Source organism: Paraburkholderia acidipaludis NBRC 101816 (genome assembly GCF_000684975.1).
In the GTDB taxonomy this organism is placed as follows: domain Bacteria; phylum Pseudomonadota; class Gammaproteobacteria; order Burkholderiales; family Burkholderiaceae; genus Paraburkholderia; species Paraburkholderia acidipaludis.
Genome location: NZ_BAXZ01000003.1, coordinates 317,218 through 335,276 on the forward strand (window position 1 = coordinate 317,218; position 18,059 = coordinate 335,276).

Here is an 18,059-nt window from a genome sequence, read left to right on the forward strand (position 1 = left end):
TTGAGCAAGCTGCCGTCCACATGCTATACTCATCGGCTAAGTCGATCCCTGTATTCTTTCAAAAGCTGGAGGAATCGGGCGTTGGCTCAGTCCGCTTGCTGTCGCGGGCGTGGTGCCGGCAAAACGCCGGCAAGAAAGGTAGCAAATCAGGCAGCAAACGTAGGTAAGCAGCAGTAGGTAAGCAGCAAATCCGCGAGCCGGTGCATCCAGGGTGTCGTTCGCGCCAGATCCTTTCCCGGAAAACATGGAAGGGCTAAAGAGGGCGCAATCGATACGGCAGCCGGCTTCAGACCCCAACCCTCATGGAGAATTACATGGCAGTCACTATGCGTCAAATGCTGGAAGCCGGTGTCCACTTCGGTCACCAAACGCGCTTCTGGAACCCCAAGATGGCCCCCTTCATCTTCGGTCATCGCAACAAGATTCACATCATCAACCTCGAAAAGACGCTGCCGATGTACAACGACGCGCTGAAGTACGTGCGTCAGCTGGCAGCGAACCGTGGCACGATCCTGTTCGTCGGCACGAAGCGTCAATCGCGCGACACGATCTCCGAGGAAGCAAACCGCGCCGGCATGCCGTTCGTGAACGCGCGCTGGCTCGGCGGCATGCTGACCAACTTCAAGACGCTGAAGGTTTCGATCAAGCGCCTGAAGGACATGGAAGCGGCTGTTGAAGCGGGCGAACTCGAAAAGATGAGCAAGAAGGAAGCGCTCCTGTTCGAACGCGAAATCGCCAAGCTGCAAAAGTCGATCGGCGGCGTGAAGGACATGGGCGGCATTCCGGACGCGATCTTCGTGGTCGACGTCGGCTACCACAAGATTGCCGTGACGGAAGCCAACAAGCTGGGCATCCCCGTCATCGCCGTGGTCGACACGAACCACTCGCCGGAAGGCATCGACTACGTCATCCCGGGTAACGACGACGCCAGCAAGGCTGTCGCGCTGTACACGCAAGGCGTGGCCGACGCGATCCTCGAAGGCCGTGCGAACGCGGTGAACGAGGTTGTGGTGGCCGCTCGCGGCAACGACGGCGACGACGAGTTCGTCGAGGTCAATTCGGAGGCGTAAGCTGCCCCGTGTCGCGGCAACAAAAGGGGGCTTTCCATAGGCCCCTTTTTTTTAAGCCGTGGCTTTCGCTGCTGCGCCGTACGATTCGTGACGTTCGCGTCATACGGGCAGCACGGCGAGACTGTAAAAAAGCATGTCTCGCGGAAACGAATTCCTGCTGGCCGCATCGAAAGGCGGTCGGCGTGTACCAGACAGACTCAAGGAGCGAATGATGGCGGCAATTACCGCAAGCATGGTGGCAGAACTGCGCGCGAAGACCGACGCGCCGATGATGGAATGCAAGAAGGCGCTGACGGAAGCCGACGGCGACATGGCGCGCGCCGAAGAGCTGCTGCGCGTGAAGCTCGGCAACAAGGCGAGCAAGGCGGCATCGCGCGTCACGGCCGAAGGCGTCATCGCTTCGTTCATCGCCGGCAATGCGGGCGCCGTGGTCGAGCTGAACTGCGAAACCGACTTCGTCGCGAAGAACGACGACTTCCTCGCTTTCGCGAAGACGGTCGCCGAACTGATCGCCACGCAGAATCCGGCTGACGTCGCTGCCCTGTCGGCGCTGCCGCTGGACGGTTCGACCGTCGACGCCGTGCGCCTCGCGCTCGTCGGCAAGATCGGCGAAAACCTTTCGATCCGCCGCTTCTCGCGTTTCGAAACCTCGAACAAGCTGGCTGCGTACCTGCACGGCACGCGCATCGGCGTGCTGGTCGAGTACACGGGCGCCGAAGAGCAGGTCGGCAAGGACGTGGCAATGCACATCGCCGCCATGAAGCCGGTCTCGCTGTCGTCGGACGATGTGCCGGCCGAGCTGATCGCCAAGGAGCGCAGCATCGCCGAGCAAAAGGCCGCCGAATCGGGCAAGCCGGCCGAGATCGTCGCGAAGATGGTCGAAGGCTCGGTCCAGAAGTACCTGAAGGAAGTCTCGCTGCTGAACCAGCCGTTCGTGAAGAACGACAAGCAGACGATCGAGCAGATGCTGAAGGCCGCCGGTTCGTCGGTCCAGAAGTTCACCCTGTTCGTGGTCGGCGAAGGCATCGAGAAGCGCCAGGACGACTTCGCCGCCGAAGTGGCCGCGCAAGTCGCTGCTGCAAAGCAGCAATAAGGTCCGCGCGCAGCACAGTAAGGACAGCAGCACCGTAGTATCAGCAGCATTGCAGTAGCCGCGGCGGAGCTTTTCCGCCGCGGCGGGCAGCGCAGCGACGCCTGAGCGCGAGCCAGCCCACGCCGCGCGAAGTGGCGCTCTGTCGCCGCCATTTCCGGTGGCGCTTGCCCGAAGCCGTATTTCACCCCTACAGTTTCAAGTTATTGCCTTTCCGCGCGATCTGGATACCCCATGCCCACACCCGCCTATAAACGTGTCCTGCTCAAACTCTCCGGTGAAGCCCTGATGGGCGACGATGCCTTCGGCATCAATCGCGCCACGATCGAACGAATGGTGGCGGATGTGGCCGAGGTGGTGCGGCTCGGCACGCAGCTCGCGGTGGTGATCGGCGGCGGCAATATCTTCCGCGGCGTCGCGGGCGGCGCGGCCGGCATGGACCGCGCGACCGCCGACTACATGGGTATGCTCGCCACGATGATGAACGCGCTGGCCCTGCAGGACGCCATGCGTCACGCGGGCATCGAAGCGCGCGTGCAGTCCGCGCTGCGCATGGACCAGGTGGTCGAGCCGTATATCCGCCCCCGCGCGATCCGCCAGCTCGAAGAGGGCAGGGTCGTGATCTTCGCGGCCGGCACGGGCAATCCGTTCTTCACGACCGATACGGCCGCCGCGCTGCGCGGCTCGGAAGTGGGCGCGGAAGTCGTGCTGAAGGCGACCAAGGTGGATGGCGTCTACTCGGCGGACCCGAAGAAGGACCCGACGGCCACGCGCTACTCGACGATCAGCTTCGACGAGGCAATTGGCCGCAATCTGCAGGTGATGGACGCGACGGCATTCGCGCTGTGCCGCGACCAGAAGCTGCCGATCCGCGTGTTTTCGATCAACAAGCCGGGCGCGCTCAAGCGCATCGTTCAGGGCGAAGACGAGGGTACGCTCGTCCACGTGTAAACTCTCGGCTTACGAGAGGCTCGATTGCGGGCCGCGGCCCCGGGGTGTCCCGGAGGGCGAGGCGGCTCGTACCGTTCAAGGTTCGGAGGTTTCAAAATGGCTGTGGCTGACATCAAGAAGGGCGCCGAGCAGAAGATGCAGCGCTCGATCGAAGCGTTCAAGAGCGATCTGGCGAAGATCCGCACGGGCCGGGCGCACACCGGTCTGCTCGATCACATCCAGGTCGATTACTACGGCTCGCCCGTGCCCATCTCGCAGGTCGCCAACCTGACGCTCGTCGACGCGCGCACCATCGGCGTCCAGCCGTGGGAAAAGAAGATGGTCCAGATCATCGAAAAGGCGATCCGCGAGTCGGATCTGGGCCTGAACCCGGCCACGCACGGCGACCTGATCCGCGTGCCGATGCCTGCGCTGACCGAAGAGCGCCGCAAGGAGCTCACGAAGGTCGTCAAGAACGAAGGCGAGACGGCGAAAGTCGCAGTGCGCAACCTGCGCCGCGACGCCAACGAGCAGCTCAAGAAGCTCGTGAAGGACAAGGAAATCTCGGAAGACGACGAGCGCCGTGGCGGCGACGACGTCCAGAAGCTGACCGACCGCTTCGTGGCCGAGATCGACAAGCTCGTGCAGACCAAGGAAGCCGAAATCATGACGGTCTGAAGCCGCGAGGCCTTCAGTCCCGCCAGGGTTTCCCCTTCCTAATCGTAGTTTGAGTCCGACGGCCATGACCTATACCAGCTCAACCGTTCGCGTGCCTGACGTGGCGGCCGTGCCGCGCCATATCGCGATCATCATGGACGGCAATGGCCGTTGGGCGACGCAGCGCCGCTTGCCGCGCGTCGCGGGACATACGCGCGGCGTCGACGCCGTGCGCTCGGTCGTCGAGGCTTGTGTCGAGCGCGGCGTCGAGTATCTGACGCTGTTCGCGTTCAGTTCCGAAAACTGGCGCCGCCCGACCGACGAAGTGTCGTTCCTGATGCGGCTTTTCGTCACCGCGCTCGAGCGCGAAGTGGGGCGTCTGCATGCGAACGGCATCCGCCTGCGCGTGGTCGGCGATGTGTCGATGTTCAACGAACGCATTCAGGACCTGATTCGCCGCGCCGAGACCAAGACGGCGCGCAACACGCGGCTCACCCTGACGATCGCCGCGAACTATGGCGGCCGCTGGGACATTCTGCAGGCCACGCGCAAGCTGGTGGAGGAGAGCGCCCGTAGCGGCGAGCCCGTGCCGGTGACCGAGGACACGCTCGGCCAGCACCTGGCAATGGCCTATGCGCCCGAGCCGGATCTCTTCATCCGCACCGGCGGCGAGCAGCGCGTCAGCAATTTCCTGCTGTGGCAGCTCGCCTACGCCGAATTCTATTTCACCGATACCTGGTGGCCCGACTTCGACGCTACCGCCCTCGGCCGCGCCATCGATTCGTATGCCGAGCGCGAACGCCGTTTCGGCCGTACGAGCGCGCAGCTCGAAACCCGAACCCAGAACCAGAACGCCGACTCGCTTTCATGCTAAAGACCCGTGTCATCACGGCGATCGTCCTGCTGGCCGTCTTTCTGCCGGTCACGCTGTTCGCGCCGGTGACGGCGTTCGGCGCGCTGATCGGCGTCGTGGTCGTTTTCGGCGCCTGGGAATGGGCGAGGCTGCTCAAGGCCGGCACCGCAGGATCGATCGTCTATGCGGTCATCGCCGCGCTTGCCGTGGCGGCAAGCACCCGGCTCGACGCGCCGCGCCCGCTCTTTCAGGCGGCCGGCGTGTTCTGGATCGTCGTTGGCCCATATGTGCTGCTGCGCAAGCCGGTGCTCGCCGCGGGCGCCTGGCGCGTGTTCCTGCTCGCCGCGGGCCTCGTGACCTTTGCCGCATGCTGGCATGCGCTCGTGGCGGCACGCGCGGCGGGGGTTGCCTTCGTGCTCTCGCTGCTGCTCGTCGTCTGGCTTGCCGATATCGGCGCATACTTTGCGGGAAAGGCATTCGGGCGCCACAAGCTCGCCAGTGCCATCAGCCCGGGCAAGACCTGGGAGGGCGCGGTGGGCGGCTGGGCGGCCGTGATGGTGGTGTCGGTCGCAGCGATCGCGCTGCACGCGTTCGAGCCGACGCTGTATTCCGCGCTGGCGCTCGAGGCGGGCACGGGCCGCGCGCTCTTCATGCTTACCGTGCTGGTCGCTTTCAGCGTGGTCGGCGACCTGTTCGAGTCGATGCTGAAACGCCAGGCCGGCGTGAAGGATTCGAGCGGCCTGCTGCCGGGCCACGGCGGAGTGCTCGACCGCATCGACGCACTGCTGCCGGTGCTGCCGCTGGCGATGCTGCTGCTCGCCTAGAGAATTGAATATGCAAAAAAGACTGACATTACTCGGGTCGACGGGCTCGATCGGAGACAGCACGCTCGACGTCGTCGCGCGTCATCCGGAACGCTTCTCGGTGTACGCGCTCACCGCGCACCGCAACGGCGACAAACTCGTCGAACAATGCCTGCGTTTTAAGCCCGAAGTGGCTGTGGTCGGCGACGCCGATACGGCTGCGCGCGTCGAAAAGAAGCTGCGCGAGGCCGGGTGCCGTACCGCGGTCGCGTATGGGCCGCAGGCGCTCGCCGAGGTCTCGAAGAGCGACGGCTGCGACACCGTGGTGGCGGCGATCGTCGGCGCGGCGGGTCTCGCGCCCACGCTGGCGGCGGCGCAGGCCGGCAAGCGCATCCTGCTCGCGAACAAGGAAGCGCTCGTGATGTCGGGCGACATCTTCATGAACGCGGTGCACGACAATGGCGCGATCCTGCTGCCTGTGGACAGCGAGCACAACGCCATTTTCCAGTGCCTGCCGCGCGAAGCGTCGCCGCACGGCGGCGTTTCGAAGATCATCCTCACGGCCTCGGGCGGACCGTTCCGCACGCGCGAGCCGGCTACGCTCGTCGACGTGACGCCCGAGGAAGCCTGCAAGCATCCGAACTGGTCGATGGGGCGCAAGATCTCCGTCGATTCGGCCACGATGATGAACAAGGGCCTCGAAGTGATCGAGGCACACTATCTGTTCGATCTACCGGGCGAGCGCATCGACGTGCTGATCCATCCGCAAAGCGTGATCCATTCGATGGTTTCGTATGCCGATGGTTCGGTGCTCGCGCAACTGGGCAATCCCGACATGCGCACGCCGATCGCGCATGCATTGGCGTTTCCGGATCGCGTCGGCTCGGGCGTTGCGCAGCTCGATCTCACGCAGGTCGCGATGCTCACGTTCGAGAAGCCCGATTACCAGCGCTTCCCGTGCCTGGCGCTCGCCATGAAGGCGCTCGCGGAAGGCGGCGTCGCGAGCGCGACGCTCAACGCAGCGAATGAAGTCGCGGTGGAAGCGTTCCTGAACCGCCGCATCGGTTTCACGGCGATCGCGCAAACGGTGGACGCGGTGCTGGGCGCGCTCGACAACACGGGCGCGTCGAACCTCGAGGTCGTGATGGCAGCCGACGCTGCCGCGCGCCGCGCGGCGCACGCCGTCATAGACAGCCTGCCGGTGCCGGCCTGAGGTCGCTGCCAGGCCGCGCCCGCACTCGCACTGGACCACGCAGGAGGCGCATATGAACCTGCTCACCGAACTGGTGGCTTTCATCGTCGCGATCGGCGTGCTGGTCGTCGCGCACGAGTACGGGCATTACAGCGTCGCGCGTTTGTGCGGCGTGAAGGTTCTGCGCTTTTCGATCGGCTTCGGCAGACCACTCCTGCAGTGGGTCAGCAAGAAGAGCGGCACCGAATGGACGATCGCGGCGTTGCCGCTCGGCGGCTATGTCAAGATGCTCGACGAGCGCGAGTCGCCCGACAGCATAGCCGCAAGCGACCTTCCGCACGCCTTCAACCGGCAGTCGGTCGGCAAGCGCATTGCCATCGTGGCCGCCGGTCCCATCGCGAATTTCGTACTGGCCGTTGCCCTGCTTGCGGTGGTTTTCGCGACCGGCGTGAGCGAGCCGACGGCGATCGTCGCCGCGCCGCCTGCGCAATCTGCCGCGGCCAAGGCCGGCTTCCAGGGCGGCGAGAAGATCGTTTCGGTCAGCGACGCAAACGGCAACGACACCGAGCCCGTGCGTTCCTGGTCGGATCTGCGCTGGAAACTGCTCAGCGCGGCATTCGATCATGGCCGCGTCGTGCTGGCGGCACGCGACGGCAACAGCACGTACGACTTCCCGCTCGATCTTTCGCGGCTTTCCGGCACGGATCTCGACGACGACTTCATGTCGCGCCTCGGCCTCGAGCCGGGCGGCGGCGCGCTGCAGGTCGGCGGTGTCGAGCCGGGCAGCGCGGCGGAGCAGGCCGGGCTCCAGAAAGGCGACCGGCTGCGCGCCATCGACGGCCGTCCTGTGGACAGCGCGAATACGTTCATCACGTACGTGAAGTCGCACGCGGGCAAGCCGTTGCGGCTCGAAGTGCAGCGCGGCGAGGCGAACCAGGGTCAGGGGCAGGCGGTCACGCTCACGGTGGTGCCGCAACCCCAGCGCGACGACGAGACGGGTGAGGAGGTGGGACGCATCGGCGCGGCGCTTGAAGTGCAGGCGCCCTCGGTGGACGTGCGTTACGGGCCGATCGAGAGCCTGCAGCTGGGCGCCTGGCGCACGTGGGATATCGCGACGTACTCGCTGCGCATGTTCGGCCGCATGATCACGGGCGAAGCATCGCTCAAGAATCTGTCGGGTCCGGTAACGATTGCCGACTATGCGGGCAAGAGTGCGCGCCTTGGCCCATCGGCCTTTCTGTCGTTCCTCGCCCTTGTCAGCATTAGCCTCGGCGTACTCAATCTGCTCCCAATTCCGGTATTGGATGGGGGGCATCTGTTATATTATCTGGTTGAAGCCGTAACGGGCAAAGCCGTGTCGGACCGCTGGCAGCTCGTGCTGCAGCGTGCGGGGCTTGCCTGCATCGTCGCGCTGTCGGCGATCGCGTTATTCAACGATCTGGCTCGGTTAATTCATTTTTGAAGTGTCTGTCGGCGTTCGGGGGCGAGCCGCCCGACCCGATGCGGCGAGAGACTAGTTGCTTACGCAGCGAGTACGCCATCGGCGCGCCAATAGCGGTTCAGGCATGTCCGCCCGGGGGCCTGCAATACGTCGAGCCGGGCACCGTGTTCGCGTACCTCCCCATCAAGCAGGGCGAACCGCGCAGGTGCGCGAATCAAGCTGAACAACCGAGGTTGAACGGCGGGTGTTGAACAGCAGTTGCGGTGGACAGCAGGCAGTGAGCTGTACAGAAACGGGTTTCCAGAGAAACGAGAGGATGACTTTGCTAACGGGTATGTTTTCAAGACGGGTGATCGGGGCCATGGCGCTGTCGCTGGCGGTGTTCGCTTTCGGCGCGGGCGCGGCCCAAGCACAGGAAGCGAGAATCGCGGCGGTCAACTCCGACCGCATCCTGCGCGAATCTGCCCCGGCGAAGGCCGCGCAGACCAAGCTCGAAGCCGAATTCGCCAAGCGCGACAAGGATCTGCAGGACATGGCGCAGCGCCTGAAGGCGATGTCCGACGCGCTCGACAAGAATGGTCCGTCGATGTCGCCGAACGACCGCGCACAGAAGCAGCGCGATCTGTCGCAGCTCGATAGCGACTTCCAGCGCAAGCAGCGCGAATTCCGCGAAGATCTGAACCAGCGCCGCAACGAGGAACTCGCGGCGGTGCTGGACAAGGCGAACAAGGTGATCAAGCAGATCGCCGAACAGCAGCACTACGACCTGATCGTGCAGGAAGCGGTCTATGTGAGCCCGCGCATCGACATCACCGACCAGGTGCTGAAGGCGCTCGCGGCGGCGACCCCGGCCCTGGCGGCGTCGGGCGCAAGCGCCAACTGACGCCAATCGACGTAAGAAAAACAAGGCAGGAGCAGCACAAGCATGGCTTTTACGCTTGAGGAACTCGCCGGGCGTTTCGGCGGCGAAGTGGTGGGCGATCCGGCGCAGCGCGTCGGTTCGCTCGCGCCGCTCGACCAGGCCGGTCCGCAGCAGCTGGCGTTCCTCGCCAATCCGAAATACCTCGCGCAAGTCGAGACGACGCGTGCCGGGGCAGTGCTCATCAGCCCGGACGATCTCGCGAAGCTTGTTTCACGCGGCGCGCGCAATTTCATCGTCACACCCAACCCGTATGCTTATTTCGCGCGCGTAGCGCAGGCGTTCATCGACCTCGCCGCGCCGAAGCTTCAGCCCGGCGTGCATGCCCGCGCGAGTGTCGACCCCACGGCGAAAGTGGCCGCGACCGCGGTGATCGGCCCGAATGCGACCGTCGAGGCTGGCGCCGTGATCGGCGAGAATGTAAGGCTCGACGCCAACGTGTTCGTCGGCCGCGGCACGCGGATCGGCGCAGGCTCGCATCTGTATCCGGGCGTGGCCGTCTATCACGGCTGCCGTATCGGCGAGCGTGCGATCGTGCATGCGGGCGCCGTGATCGGTTCCGACGGTTTCGGGTTTGCCCCCGATTTCCAGGGCGAAGGCGATGCGCGTACCGGTAGCTGGGTGAAGATTCCGCAAGTGGGTGGTGTCGCGATCGGCGACGACGTGGAGATTGGCGCGAATACGACCATCGACCGCGGCGCGATGGCCGACACGGTTATCGAAACATGCGTGAAGATCGATAACCTCGTACAAATCGGACATAACTGCAGGATCGGTGCATACACCGTGATCGCCGGTTGTGCCGGTATCGCGGGCAGCACCACGATCGGCAAGCATTGCATGATCGGCGGCGCCGTGGGCATTGCCGGCCACGTGACGCTCGCCGACTACGTGATCGTCACGGCGAAGTCGGGCGTCTCGAAGTCGCTGACGAAGGCAGGCATCTACACGAGCGCGTTCCCTGCCGTCGATCATGCCGACTGGAACAAGAGCGCTGCGCTCCTGCGCAATATCGACAAGCTGCGCGACCGCATCCGGGCGCTCGAGGCCGCGCTCGACGAAAAGCCGCAAGGCACGTAAAGAACAGGGACAACAGGACACCTCCGGGGCGTCGGCGCGCACTGGTCGCCGCGCGCCCCGGGCAGATCCGCATGCCCGATTCCGTGTGCGTGGCGCATACTGCGCGTCAATGCGCGCCGTCGGCGTCGGTACTTGCAGTCATCTTCGCGCTATTCCGGCGTGAGCAGAAACACCATGAACATCGAAAAACTCAACTTCGACATCCACAAGATCCTCACGTTGCTGCCGCATCGCTACCCGTTCCTGATGGTCGACCGGGTTCTTGAGCTGGAGCCGCACAAGAGCATCAAGGCGTTGAAGAACGTGACCGTCAACGAGCCCTTTTTCACGGGCCATTTCCCCACGCGCCCGGTCATGCCCGGCGTGATGATTCTCGAGGCGCTCGCGCAGACCGCCGCGCTCCTCACGTTCTCGGAAGAGCAGCAGGACTTCACCAATACGCTCTACTACTTCGTCGGCATCGACGGGGCGCGCTTCAAGCGCGTGGTGGAGCCGGGCGACCAGCTGATCCTGAACGCCACGTTCGAGCGCTACATGCGCGGCATCTGGAAGTTCAAGGCGCATGCGGAAGTGGACGGTGTCGTTGCCTGCGAAGCAGAGTTGATGTGCACCGTGAAGAAGAACGACTCGGCCGCGTAATCACGCGCGCCGCGTAGTGCGGGCGCGCCAGGCGGCGCGAGCGCATGCAACTGAATTCGAAGCGAGGGCGAATGAGCAGGATTCATCCCACTGCGATCGTCGAACCGGGCGCGCAAATCGACGAGACTGCCGAGATCGGGCCGTATGCGATCGTCGGCGCACATGTGAGCGTCGGCGCGCGCACCGTCGTCGGCTCGCACAGCGTGCTCGAAGGACACACGACGATAGGCGTTGACAATCGCATCGGCCATTACGCGTCGATTGGCGGCCGTCCGCAGGACATGAAGTACAAGGACGAGCCGACGCGGCTCGTGATCGGCGACCGCAACACGATCCGCGAGTTCACGACGCTGCATACGGGCACCGTGCAGGACACCGGCGTCACGATCATCGGCAACGATAACTGGATCATGGCTTACGTGCATGTCGGCCACGATTGCCGTCTCGGCGACAATGTGATCATGTCGAGCAACGCGCAACTGGCGGGCCACGTGTTCGTGGAAGACTACGCGATTGTCGGCGGCATGACGGGTGTGCACCAGTACGTGCGCATCGGCGCGCACGCGATGGTGGGCGGTGCTTCCGCGCTCGTTCAGGACGTGCCGCCGTTCGTGATCGCGGCCGGCAACAAGGCCGTGCCGCACGGCATCAACGTCGAGGGCTTGCGCCGCCGCGGCTTTTCGGCCGACGCCATTTCGGCGCTGCGCGCGGCCTACCGCACGCTCTACAAGAACGGGCTCTCGCTCGAAGAGGCGAAGGGCCAGCTCGCGGAGCTGGCGAGCGCGGGCGGCGACGGTGACGTCCACGTGCAGGCGCTGATCGACTTCGTCGAGCAGTCGCAACGCGGCATCATCCGCTAACCGATGGCGATCTCGACCCGTCCCTTGCGCCTCGCGATGGTGGCCGGCGAGCCGTCCGGCGATCTGCTGGCGGCCTCGCTGCTCAACGGTCTTACGGGCCGTCTGGCCGATACTACGCAGTACTATGGAATTGGCGGCCCACGCATGGCGGCGGCCGGCTTCGACGCGCATTGGCCGATGGACAAGCTCACGGTGCGTGGCTACGTCGAGGCGTTGAGGCATATTCCCGAGATCCTGCGGATTCGCGGCGAGCTCAAGCATCAACTGCTCGCGGATCCGCCCGACGCGTTCATCGGCGTCGATGCGCCGGACTTCAACTTCGGCCTCGAGCATCCGCTGCGCACGGCCGGCATTCCGACGATCCATTTCGTCTGCCCTTCGATCTGGGCGTGGCGCGGCGGGCGCATCAAGAAGATCCACAAGTCGGTGGACCACATGCTCTGCGTCTTCCCGTTCGAGACCGCGATCCTGGAAAAGGCCGGTATCGCGGCGTCGTATGTCGGGCATCCGCTTGCCGACGAGATTCCGCTCGAGCCCGACGTACCGGGCGCGCGCCGCACGCTCGGCCTGCCCGAGAGCGGGCCGGTTATCGCGGTGCTGCCGGGCAGCCGCCGCTCCGAGATCAACCTGATCGGGCCGACATTCTTCGACGCGATGCAGCTCATGCAGCAGCGCGAGCCGGGCCTGCGCTTCGTGATGCCGGCGGCCACGCCCGCGATCCACGCGCAGTTGCAGGAGCTGGCGAACGCGCATCAAGGGCTCGCGCTGACGATCATCGACGGCCAGTCGCAACTCGCGATGACGGCCGCCGACGCCATCCTCGTGAAGAGCGGCACGGTCACGCTCGAAGCGGCGCTGCTCAAGAAGCCGATGGTCATTTCGTACAAGGTGCCCTGGCTCACGGGCCAGATCATGCGGCGCCAGGGTTATCTGCCGTACGTGGGGTTGCCGAACATTCTCGCCGGCCGCTTCGTCGTTCCCGAGATCCTGCAGCATTTCGCGACGCCCGAGGCGCTCGCCGACGCCACGCTCACGCAGTTGCGCGACGAAGCGAACCGGCGCACGCTGACGGAAGTCTTCACCGAAATGCATCTGGCGCTGCGCCAGAACACATCGCAGCGCGCCGCGGAGGTGGTGGCGGGCATCGTGGAAAGCCGCAGAGGGCGGGCATGACCGGAGCGTCGATCAAACGCGGGCGAGCGCCGGGGCCGAAGGCCGGATCCGCGGCCAGGGCGCCGTCGAAAGCGGCCGAGAAGCGCGCGGCGCGCCATGCGCTCGCGCAGCAGGCCGGTCTGCTGTTCGAATCACCCGATGACGTGATCTGCGGCGTGGACGAGGCCGGGCGCGGCCCGCTGGCCGGACCCGTGGTGGCGGCCGCCGTGATCCTCGATCCGGCGCGTCCCATCGCGGGCCTCGACGATTCGAAGGCGCTCACGGCAAAGGCACGCGACGCACTCTACGATCTGATCGTCGAGCGCTCGCTCGCGTGGAGCGTGGCGGCGGCGTCGGTCGATGAGATCGACACGCTCAATATCCTGCATGCGACGATGCTGGCGATGCGGCGTGCCGTGGAAGGCCTGACCGTGGTGCCGACCCTCGCGAAGATCGACGGCAACCGCTGCCCGGTGCTGCCGGTGCGCAGCGAGGCCGTGATCGGCGGCGACGCGCTGGTGCCGAGTATTTCGGCCGCATCGATCATCGCGAAGGTCACGCGCGACCGCATGCTGCTGGCGCTGCACGACGCTTTTCCCGTGTACGGTTTCGATGCGCACGCCGGTTACGGCACACCGCAGCACCTGAGCGCGCTGCGCGAACATGGTCCCTGCCGGCATCATCGGCGCTCGTTCGCGCCGGTGCGCGAGGCGTATGCGCTGCATGGCATCGCGGCGGCCGGCGCGATACCCGCTACGGATGGGCTCGACGGGTTCGAGTCCGACGACGCCTTCGCGCCGGTCTGACGCCTTTACCCCCGATTCCACCGCCAGGCCTGCCCGTGAAAGCCATTACCTCGCGCGACAATCCGCTCTACAAGCGCCTGAAGGCGCTGGCCGGCTCGACGCATCAACAGCGCAAGAGCGGCCAGGCGTTGCTCGAAGGCTTCCATCTCGCGAGTGCCTGGCTCGACGGCGGCGGCCAGCCCGAATACTGCATCGTTACCGATGGGGCGCTTGCGCACGAAGAGGCGCAGGCGATCGTTGCCCGCGTCGACGAGCGGCGCGTCCTGAGCCTGCCGGACGCACTCTTCGGCCAGCTCTCGAACGTCGTGCACGGGGTGGGCATGCTGCTGCTCGTCGCGACGCCGGAAGCCGCGCTGCCGCGCCGCGTGCAGTCCACCTGCCTCGTACTCGACGGCGTTCAGGACGCGGGCAATGTGGGCTCGATCCTGCGTAGCGCCGCCGCCGCTGGCATCGGCAAAGTGTTCTGCACGCCGGGAACGGCTTATGTCTGGTCGTCGAAAGTGCTGCGCTCGGCGATGGGCGCGCATTTCCTGCTGGAGGTGTTCGAGAACATCGAGCCGGAGACGTTGGCGGAGCTGCTCGCCGTGCCGGTCGTCATCACCGATTCGCACGGTGCGCAGGCGCTCGACGAATGCGATCTGACCGGGCAGGTCGCGTGGGTTTTCGGCAATGAAGGCGCGGGGGTGTCGCAGGTCTGGCGCGATAAGGCCGCGCATCGCGTGACGATCCCGCAGCCGGGCGGCATGGAATCGCTCAACGTCGCCGCGGCGGCGGCGGTGTGCCTGTTCGAGCAGTGTCGCCAGCAGCGCCGCGCGCGTTGAGTGTGCATTGAGTGCGCATGGATCAATTCACTGCCGCATAACGAAAAACGCCTGCTCGATGCAGGCGTTTTTGCTTTTCAGCCGCGCCTCAATAGGAGGATTTGTCGATGCGGATTTCCTGCAGGATCGTCGTGGCGATTTCCTCGATCGACTTGTGCGTCGACGAAAGCCACTTGATGCCTTCTCGGCGCATCATCGCTTCCGCCTCGTTCACCTCATAGCGGCAGTTTTCCAGTGCCGCATACTTGCTGCCGGGGCGCCGCTCATTACGGATTTCAGTGAGACGCTGCGGATCGATCGAGAGGCCGAAGATCTTCGAGCGGTGCGGCAGCAGCGAATTGGGCAGTTTGGCGCGCTCGAAGTCGTCGGGGATCAGCGGATAGTTCGCCGCCTTCACGCCGTACTGCATTGCGAGATACAGGCTCGTGGGCGTCTTGCCGCTGCGCGAGACGCCCACGAGAATCACGTCGGCGTCGGCGAGGTTGCGGTCCGACTGGCCGTCGTCGTGCGCGAGCGAGAAGTTGATGGCTTCGATGCGGTTCTTGTATTCGTCGGTGTCGGCGTTCTGGTGGCCGCGGCCCATCGCATGGCTCGACTTGAGCTCCAGTTCCTGCTCGAGCGGCTCGACGAAAGTCTGGAACATGTCCAGCACGAGCGCATTCGCACGCTTGACGATCTCATTCGAATTGCTGTCCACGAGCGTCGTGAAGACGATCGGGCGGCGGCCTTCGTGCACGGCGGCCTCGTTGATCTTCTCGGCCGTGGCATAAGCCTTGTCCGTCGAGTCGATGAACGGGACGCGCACGAGGCGGAATTTCTGGTCGAACTGGGAGAGGATCGAATGCGCGAAGGTTTCGGCAGTGATCCCGGTACCGTCGGAGACGATGAATACGGTGGGCGGCATCGATTGAAGCTGGGTACGTGCGCTGCTACAGGCGCTTGAAGACAGGCCGGGCGCCCGGCGCCTCCGTGTGGGGCTCGGGCAAACTAGGCGGGAACGCGATTCCTGCCGACTGACACGGGCTGGCACAAATTCCGGAGTCGGCACGGTAGAATAGCGGCAACCTGTTGGATAAGCAATTGCAGTGCAACCGCGCCAAACCGCAGTCCATCTGGGCTCATTCCGGCGTCAACTTGCAGCGATTTCGTCTAACTTTACGTAATCGTGCGCTTCTTCGTGCTTTTCCTTTCAATGGATGCAAGCCTCGAAGCTTTCGGCGATTGCTTCTCCAACAGGTTGCGCAAGACGCGAAGCCGTTTCCAATGAACGGCCCGCGTTCGAGCCCACTTGCGCAATCGTGAATTTTTTTCACACTTAGGGGCTTGTATGACTAACACCGTTGCCAAGGATCAGGCGTATGTAGTGCCTTTCGAGCAGTTGCGGATGACCGATGTCGAGATCGTGGGCGGCAAGAACGCCTCGCTCGGCGAGATGATCAGCCAGTTGGCTGAGGCCGGCGTGCGAGTGCCCACGGGTTTCGCGACGACCGCGCTCGCGTTCCGCGACTTCCTGAAACACAACAACCTGACCGAGCGGATCGCCGCCCGTCTGGAAACACTCGACGTCGACGACGTCAAGGCGCTGGCCGAAGCGGGCAAGGAAATCCGTCAATGGATCGTCGACGCGCCGCTGCAGCCCAAGCTCGAAGCGGATATCCGCGCGGGCTTCGAAACGCTGCAGAACGGTTCGCCGGCTGAGCTCTCGTTCGCCGTGCGTTCGTCGGCAACGGCGGAAGACCTGCCCGACGCTTCGTTTGCCGGCCAGCAGGAAAGCTACCTGAACGTGGTGGGCGTCGAGGACGTGCTCGACCGCCTCAAGCATGTGTTCGCGTCGCTCTACAACGACCGTGCCATTTCCTATCGCGTCCACAAGGGCTTCACGCACGCCGAAGTCGCGCTTTCGGCCGGCGTGCAGCGCATGGTCCGTTCGGACCGTGGCGCCGCGGGCGTGATGTTCACGCTCGACACGGAATCGGGCTTCAAGGACGCCGTGTTCATCACGTCGAGCTACGGTCTCGGCGAGACCGTGGTGCAGGGCGCCGTGAATCCGGACGAGTTCTACGTCTTCAAGACCACGCTCGCGCAGGGCAAGGCCCCCATCATTCGCCGCTCGATCGGCTCCAAGCTCATCAAGATGGAATTCACGCAGCCGGGGGAGCCCGGCCGCGTGAAGACGGTCGACGTTTCGCACGAACAGCGCAACCGCTTCTCGATCACCGACGAAGACGTGATCGAGCTCGCGAAGTACGCCGTCATCATTGAAAAGCACTACCAGCGTCCGATGGACATCGAGTGGGGCAAGGACGGCCTCGACGGCAAGATCTTCATTCTTCAGGCGCGTCCGGAAACGGTGAAGAGCCAGGCGCACGGCAAGGTCGAGCAGCGTTTCAAGCTCAAGGGCCAGTCGCAGGTGCTCGCAACGGGCCGCGCGATCGGCCAGAAGATCGGCGCGGGCCGCGTGAAGGTGATTCACGATCCGTCCGAAATGGAACGCGTGCAGCCGGGCGACGTGCTGGTGGCCGACATGACCGACCCGAACTGGGAGCCGGTGATGAAGCGCGCTTCGGCCATCGTCACGAACCGTGGCGGCCGGACCTGCCACGCGGCGATCATCGCGCGTGAACTGGGCGTGCCGGCCGTGGTGGGCTGCGGCGACGCGACCGACGTGCTGAAGGACGGCGCGCTCGTGACGGTGTCGTGCGCGGAAGGCGACGAAGGCCGCATCTATGACGGTCTGCTCGAAACCGAAGTCAGCGAAGTCCAGCGTGGCGAGCTGCCGCCGGTGCCGGTCAAGATCATGATGAACGTCGGCAACCCGCAGCTCGCGTTCGATTTCTCGCAACTGCCGAACGCCGGCGTGGGCCTCGCGCGGCTCGAATTCATCATCAACAACAACATCGGCGTGCACCCGAAGGCAATTCTCGAGTACCCGAACGTCGATGCGGATCTGAAGAAGGCCGTCGAGAGCGTCGCGCGCGGGCATGCCTCGCCGCGCGCGTTCTATGTCGACAAGCTGACCGAAGGGATCGCGACGATCGCGGCGGCGTTCTATCCGAAGCCCGTGATCGTGCGTCTGTCGGACTTCAAGTCGAACGAGTACAAGAAGCTGATTGGCGGTTCGCGTTACGAGCCGGACGAGGAAAACCCGATGCTCGGCTTCCGCGGCGCATCGCGCTACATCGCCGAGGACTTCGCGCAGGCCTTCGAGATGGAGTGCCTCGCGCTCAAGCGCGTGCGCGAGGACATGGGCCTCACGAACGTCGAGATCATGGTGCCGTTCGTGCGCACGCTGAAGCAGGCGGAACGCGTGGTGGGCCTGCTGGAGAAGTTCGGCCTGAAGCGCGGCGTGAACGACCTGCGCCTCATCATGATGTGCGAAGTGCCGTCGAACGCGATTCTTGCCGAAGAGTTCCTGCAGTTCTTCGACGGTTTCTCGATCGGCTCGAACGACCTCACGCAGCTCACGCTGGGTCTTGACCGCGACTCGGGCATGGAGCTTCTCGCAGTCGACTTCGACGAGCGCGATCCGGCCGTGAAGTTCATGCTCAAGCGCGCGATCGACACCTGCCGCCGCCTGAACAAGTACGTCGGCATCTGCGGCCAGGGCCCGTCCGATCACCCGGACTTCGCCCAATGGCTCGCAGAAGAGGGCATTGCTTCGATCTCGCTGAACCCGGACACGGTCATCGAGACGTGGCAGGCGCTGGCGCAGTCGCAGGCGAAATAAGCGCAGCGCATCGCCGCCT

At 64.7% G+C, this 18,059-nt stretch carries 18 protein-coding genes; 16 read left to right on the top strand and 2 right to left on the bottom strand.

Features of this window, described 5'->3' with window-relative positions; genetic code table 11:
* Positions 1–314: 314 nt before the first annotated feature.
* The 8 genes from rpsB to rseP all read left to right on the top strand — a co-directional run bounded on the left by rpsB (position 315) and on the right by rseP (position 8,057).
* Positions 315–1,070, top strand: a complete 756-nt coding sequence (gene rpsB / locus BAC01S_RS04075) for a 30S ribosomal protein S2 (protein ID WP_027793613.1) — start codon at positions 315–317, stop codon at positions 1,068–1,070.
* Positions 1,071–1,281: 211 nt separating this feature from the next.
* Positions 1,282–2,163, top strand: coding sequence for a translation elongation factor Ts (tsf, locus tag BAC01S_RS04080; RefSeq protein ID WP_027793614.1), 882 nt, complete (start codon positions 1,282–1,284; stop codon positions 2,161–2,163).
* A 231-nt stretch (positions 2,164–2,394) separates the two neighbouring features.
* A complete protein-coding gene (gene pyrH, locus BAC01S_RS04085) occupies positions 2,395–3,111 on the top strand; it encodes a UMP kinase (protein WP_027793615.1) in 717 nt (238 codons plus the stop codon).
* Between the two features lie 96 nt (positions 3,112–3,207).
* Positions 3,208–3,768: a ribosome recycling factor gene (frr, locus tag BAC01S_RS04090; protein WP_027793616.1), complete on the top strand. Its 561-nt coding sequence runs from the start codon at positions 3,208–3,210 to the stop codon at positions 3,766–3,768.
* A 64-nt stretch (positions 3,769–3,832) separates the two neighbouring features.
* Positions 3,833–4,621 (top strand): polyprenyl diphosphate synthase, encoded by a 789-nt coding sequence (uppS, locus tag BAC01S_RS04095; protein WP_027793617.1) that lies wholly within the window; start codon positions 3,833–3,835, stop codon positions 4,619–4,621.
* A complete protein-coding gene (locus BAC01S_RS04100) occupies positions 4,615–5,424 on the top strand; it encodes a phosphatidate cytidylyltransferase (RefSeq protein WP_027793618.1) in 810 nt (269 codons plus the stop codon). Before uppS ends, BAC01S_RS04100 begins: the two co-directional genes overlap by 7 nt.
* A gap of 10 nt (positions 5,425–5,434) precedes the next feature.
* Positions 5,435–6,616 (top strand): 1-deoxy-D-xylulose-5-phosphate reductoisomerase, encoded by a 1,182-nt coding sequence (locus BAC01S_RS04105; RefSeq protein ID WP_027793619.1) that lies wholly within the window; start codon positions 5,435–5,437, stop codon positions 6,614–6,616.
* Positions 6,617–6,668: 52 nt separating this feature from the next.
* A complete protein-coding gene (gene rseP, locus BAC01S_RS04110) occupies positions 6,669–8,057 on the top strand; it encodes an RIP metalloprotease RseP (protein ID WP_027793620.1) in 1,389 nt (462 codons plus the stop codon).
* Between the two features lie 162 nt (positions 8,058–8,219).
* Here rseP and BAC01S_RS35010 read toward each other — a convergent pair whose 3' ends face one another.
* Positions 8,220–8,399 (bottom strand): hypothetical protein, encoded by a 180-nt coding sequence (locus BAC01S_RS35010; protein WP_169740095.1) that lies wholly within the window; start codon positions 8,397–8,399, stop codon positions 8,220–8,222.
* On the opposite strand from BAC01S_RS35010, the gene BAC01S_RS04115 reads away from it, so the two are divergent.
* The 7 genes from BAC01S_RS04115 (at position 8,353) to BAC01S_RS04145 (ending at position 14,313) form a co-directional block, all read left to right on the top strand.
* Positions 8,353–8,919 carry an OmpH family outer membrane protein gene (locus BAC01S_RS04115; protein WP_174442432.1) on the top strand — a complete coding sequence of 189 codons (567 nt, stop codon included), beginning with the start codon at positions 8,353–8,355 and terminating at the stop codon, positions 8,917–8,919. The two genes, BAC01S_RS35010 and BAC01S_RS04115, sit on opposite strands and share 47 nt — an antisense overlap.
* A gap of 42 nt (positions 8,920–8,961) precedes the next feature.
* A complete protein-coding gene (lpxD, locus tag BAC01S_RS04120; protein WP_027793622.1) occupies positions 8,962–10,035 on the top strand; it encodes a UDP-3-O-(3-hydroxymyristoyl)glucosamine N-acyltransferase in 1,074 nt (357 codons plus the stop codon).
* A gap of 174 nt (positions 10,036–10,209) precedes the next feature.
* Complete coding sequence (gene fabZ, locus BAC01S_RS04125; RefSeq protein ID WP_027793623.1) at positions 10,210–10,674, top strand: 3-hydroxyacyl-ACP dehydratase FabZ; 465 nt, start codon at positions 10,210–10,212, stop codon at positions 10,672–10,674.
* 71 nt (positions 10,675–10,745) lie between these two features.
* Positions 10,746–11,534 carry an acyl-ACP--UDP-N-acetylglucosamine O-acyltransferase gene (gene lpxA, locus BAC01S_RS04130; RefSeq protein WP_027793624.1) on the top strand — a complete coding sequence of 263 codons (789 nt, stop codon included), beginning with the start codon at positions 10,746–10,748 and terminating at the stop codon, positions 11,532–11,534.
* A 3-nt stretch (positions 11,535–11,537) separates the two neighbouring features.
* On the top strand, positions 11,538–12,707 hold the full coding sequence (gene lpxB / locus BAC01S_RS04135) for a lipid-A-disaccharide synthase (protein ID WP_027793625.1): 1,170 nt from the start codon (positions 11,538–11,540) through the stop codon (positions 12,705–12,707).
* Positions 12,704–13,492 carry a ribonuclease HII gene (gene rnhB, locus BAC01S_RS30230; protein ID WP_043201087.1) on the top strand — a complete coding sequence of 263 codons (789 nt, stop codon included), beginning with the start codon at positions 12,704–12,706 and terminating at the stop codon, positions 13,490–13,492. Before lpxB ends, rnhB begins: the two co-directional genes overlap by 4 nt.
* Before the next feature lie 35 nt (positions 13,493–13,527).
* Positions 13,528–14,313 carry a TrmH family RNA methyltransferase gene (locus BAC01S_RS04145; protein ID WP_027793626.1) on the top strand — a complete coding sequence of 262 codons (786 nt, stop codon included), beginning with the start codon at positions 13,528–13,530 and terminating at the stop codon, positions 14,311–14,313.
* Between the two features lie 88 nt (positions 14,314–14,401).
* Here the strand turns inward: BAC01S_RS04145 and ppsR are convergent, their stop codons facing one another.
* Positions 14,402–15,217, bottom strand: a complete 816-nt coding sequence (gene ppsR, locus BAC01S_RS04150) for a posphoenolpyruvate synthetase regulatory kinase/phosphorylase PpsR (protein ID WP_027793627.1) — start codon at positions 15,215–15,217, stop codon at positions 14,402–14,404.
* 423 nt (positions 15,218–15,640) lie between these two features.
* Between ppsR and ppsA the strand changes: the two genes are divergently transcribed.
* The gene (ppsA, locus tag BAC01S_RS04155) at positions 15,641–18,040 is read left to right on the top strand and encodes a phosphoenolpyruvate synthase (RefSeq protein ID WP_027793628.1); all 2,400 of its coding nucleotides are present in this window, start codon (positions 15,641–15,643) and stop codon (positions 18,038–18,040) included.
* Positions 18,041–18,059 lie beyond the last annotated feature (19 nt).

Bases quoted from the DNA above. Each gene is read 5' to 3' on its own strand.
- tsf (WP_027793614.1), top strand. From the start codon at position 1,282: ATGGCGGCAATTACCGCAAGCATGGTGGCAGAACTGCGCGCGAAGACC.
- BAC01S_RS35010 (WP_169740095.1), bottom strand. From the start codon at position 8,399: ATGGCCCCGATCACCCGTCTTGAAAACATACCCGTTAGCAAAGTCATC.
- frr (WP_027793616.1), top strand. From the start codon at position 3,208: ATGGCTGTGGCTGACATCAAGAAGGGCGCCGAGCAGAAGATGCAGCGC.
- BAC01S_RS04105 (WP_027793619.1), top strand. From the start codon at position 5,435: ATGCAAAAAAGACTGACATTACTCGGGTCGACGGGCTCGATCGGAGAC.
- pyrH (WP_027793615.1), top strand. From the start codon at position 2,395: ATGCCCACACCCGCCTATAAACGTGTCCTGCTCAAACTCTCCGGTGAA.
- uppS (WP_027793617.1), top strand. From the start codon at position 3,833: ATGACCTATACCAGCTCAACCGTTCGCGTGCCTGACGTGGCGGCCGTG.
- BAC01S_RS04100 (WP_027793618.1), top strand. From the start codon at position 4,615: ATGCTAAAGACCCGTGTCATCACGGCGATCGTCCTGCTGGCCGTCTTT.
- lpxD (WP_027793622.1), top strand. From the start codon at position 8,962: ATGGCTTTTACGCTTGAGGAACTCGCCGGGCGTTTCGGCGGCGAAGTG.
- rseP (WP_027793620.1), top strand. From the start codon at position 6,669: ATGAACCTGCTCACCGAACTGGTGGCTTTCATCGTCGCGATCGGCGTG.
- rnhB (WP_043201087.1), top strand. From the start codon at position 12,704: ATGACCGGAGCGTCGATCAAACGCGGGCGAGCGCCGGGGCCGAAGGCC.
- fabZ (WP_027793623.1), top strand. From the start codon at position 10,210: ATGAACATCGAAAAACTCAACTTCGACATCCACAAGATCCTCACGTTG.
- BAC01S_RS04115 (WP_174442432.1), top strand. From the start codon at position 8,353: ATGACTTTGCTAACGGGTATGTTTTCAAGACGGGTGATCGGGGCCATG.
- ppsR (WP_027793627.1), bottom strand. From the start codon at position 15,217: ATGCCGCCCACCGTATTCATCGTCTCCGACGGTACCGGGATCACTGCC.
- ppsA (WP_027793628.1), top strand. From the start codon at position 15,641: ATGACTAACACCGTTGCCAAGGATCAGGCGTATGTAGTGCCTTTCGAG.
- rpsB (WP_027793613.1), top strand. From the start codon at position 315: ATGGCAGTCACTATGCGTCAAATGCTGGAAGCCGGTGTCCACTTCGGT.
- lpxA (WP_027793624.1), top strand. From the start codon at position 10,746: ATGAGCAGGATTCATCCCACTGCGATCGTCGAACCGGGCGCGCAAATC.
- lpxB (WP_027793625.1), top strand. From the start codon at position 11,538: ATGGCGATCTCGACCCGTCCCTTGCGCCTCGCGATGGTGGCCGGCGAG.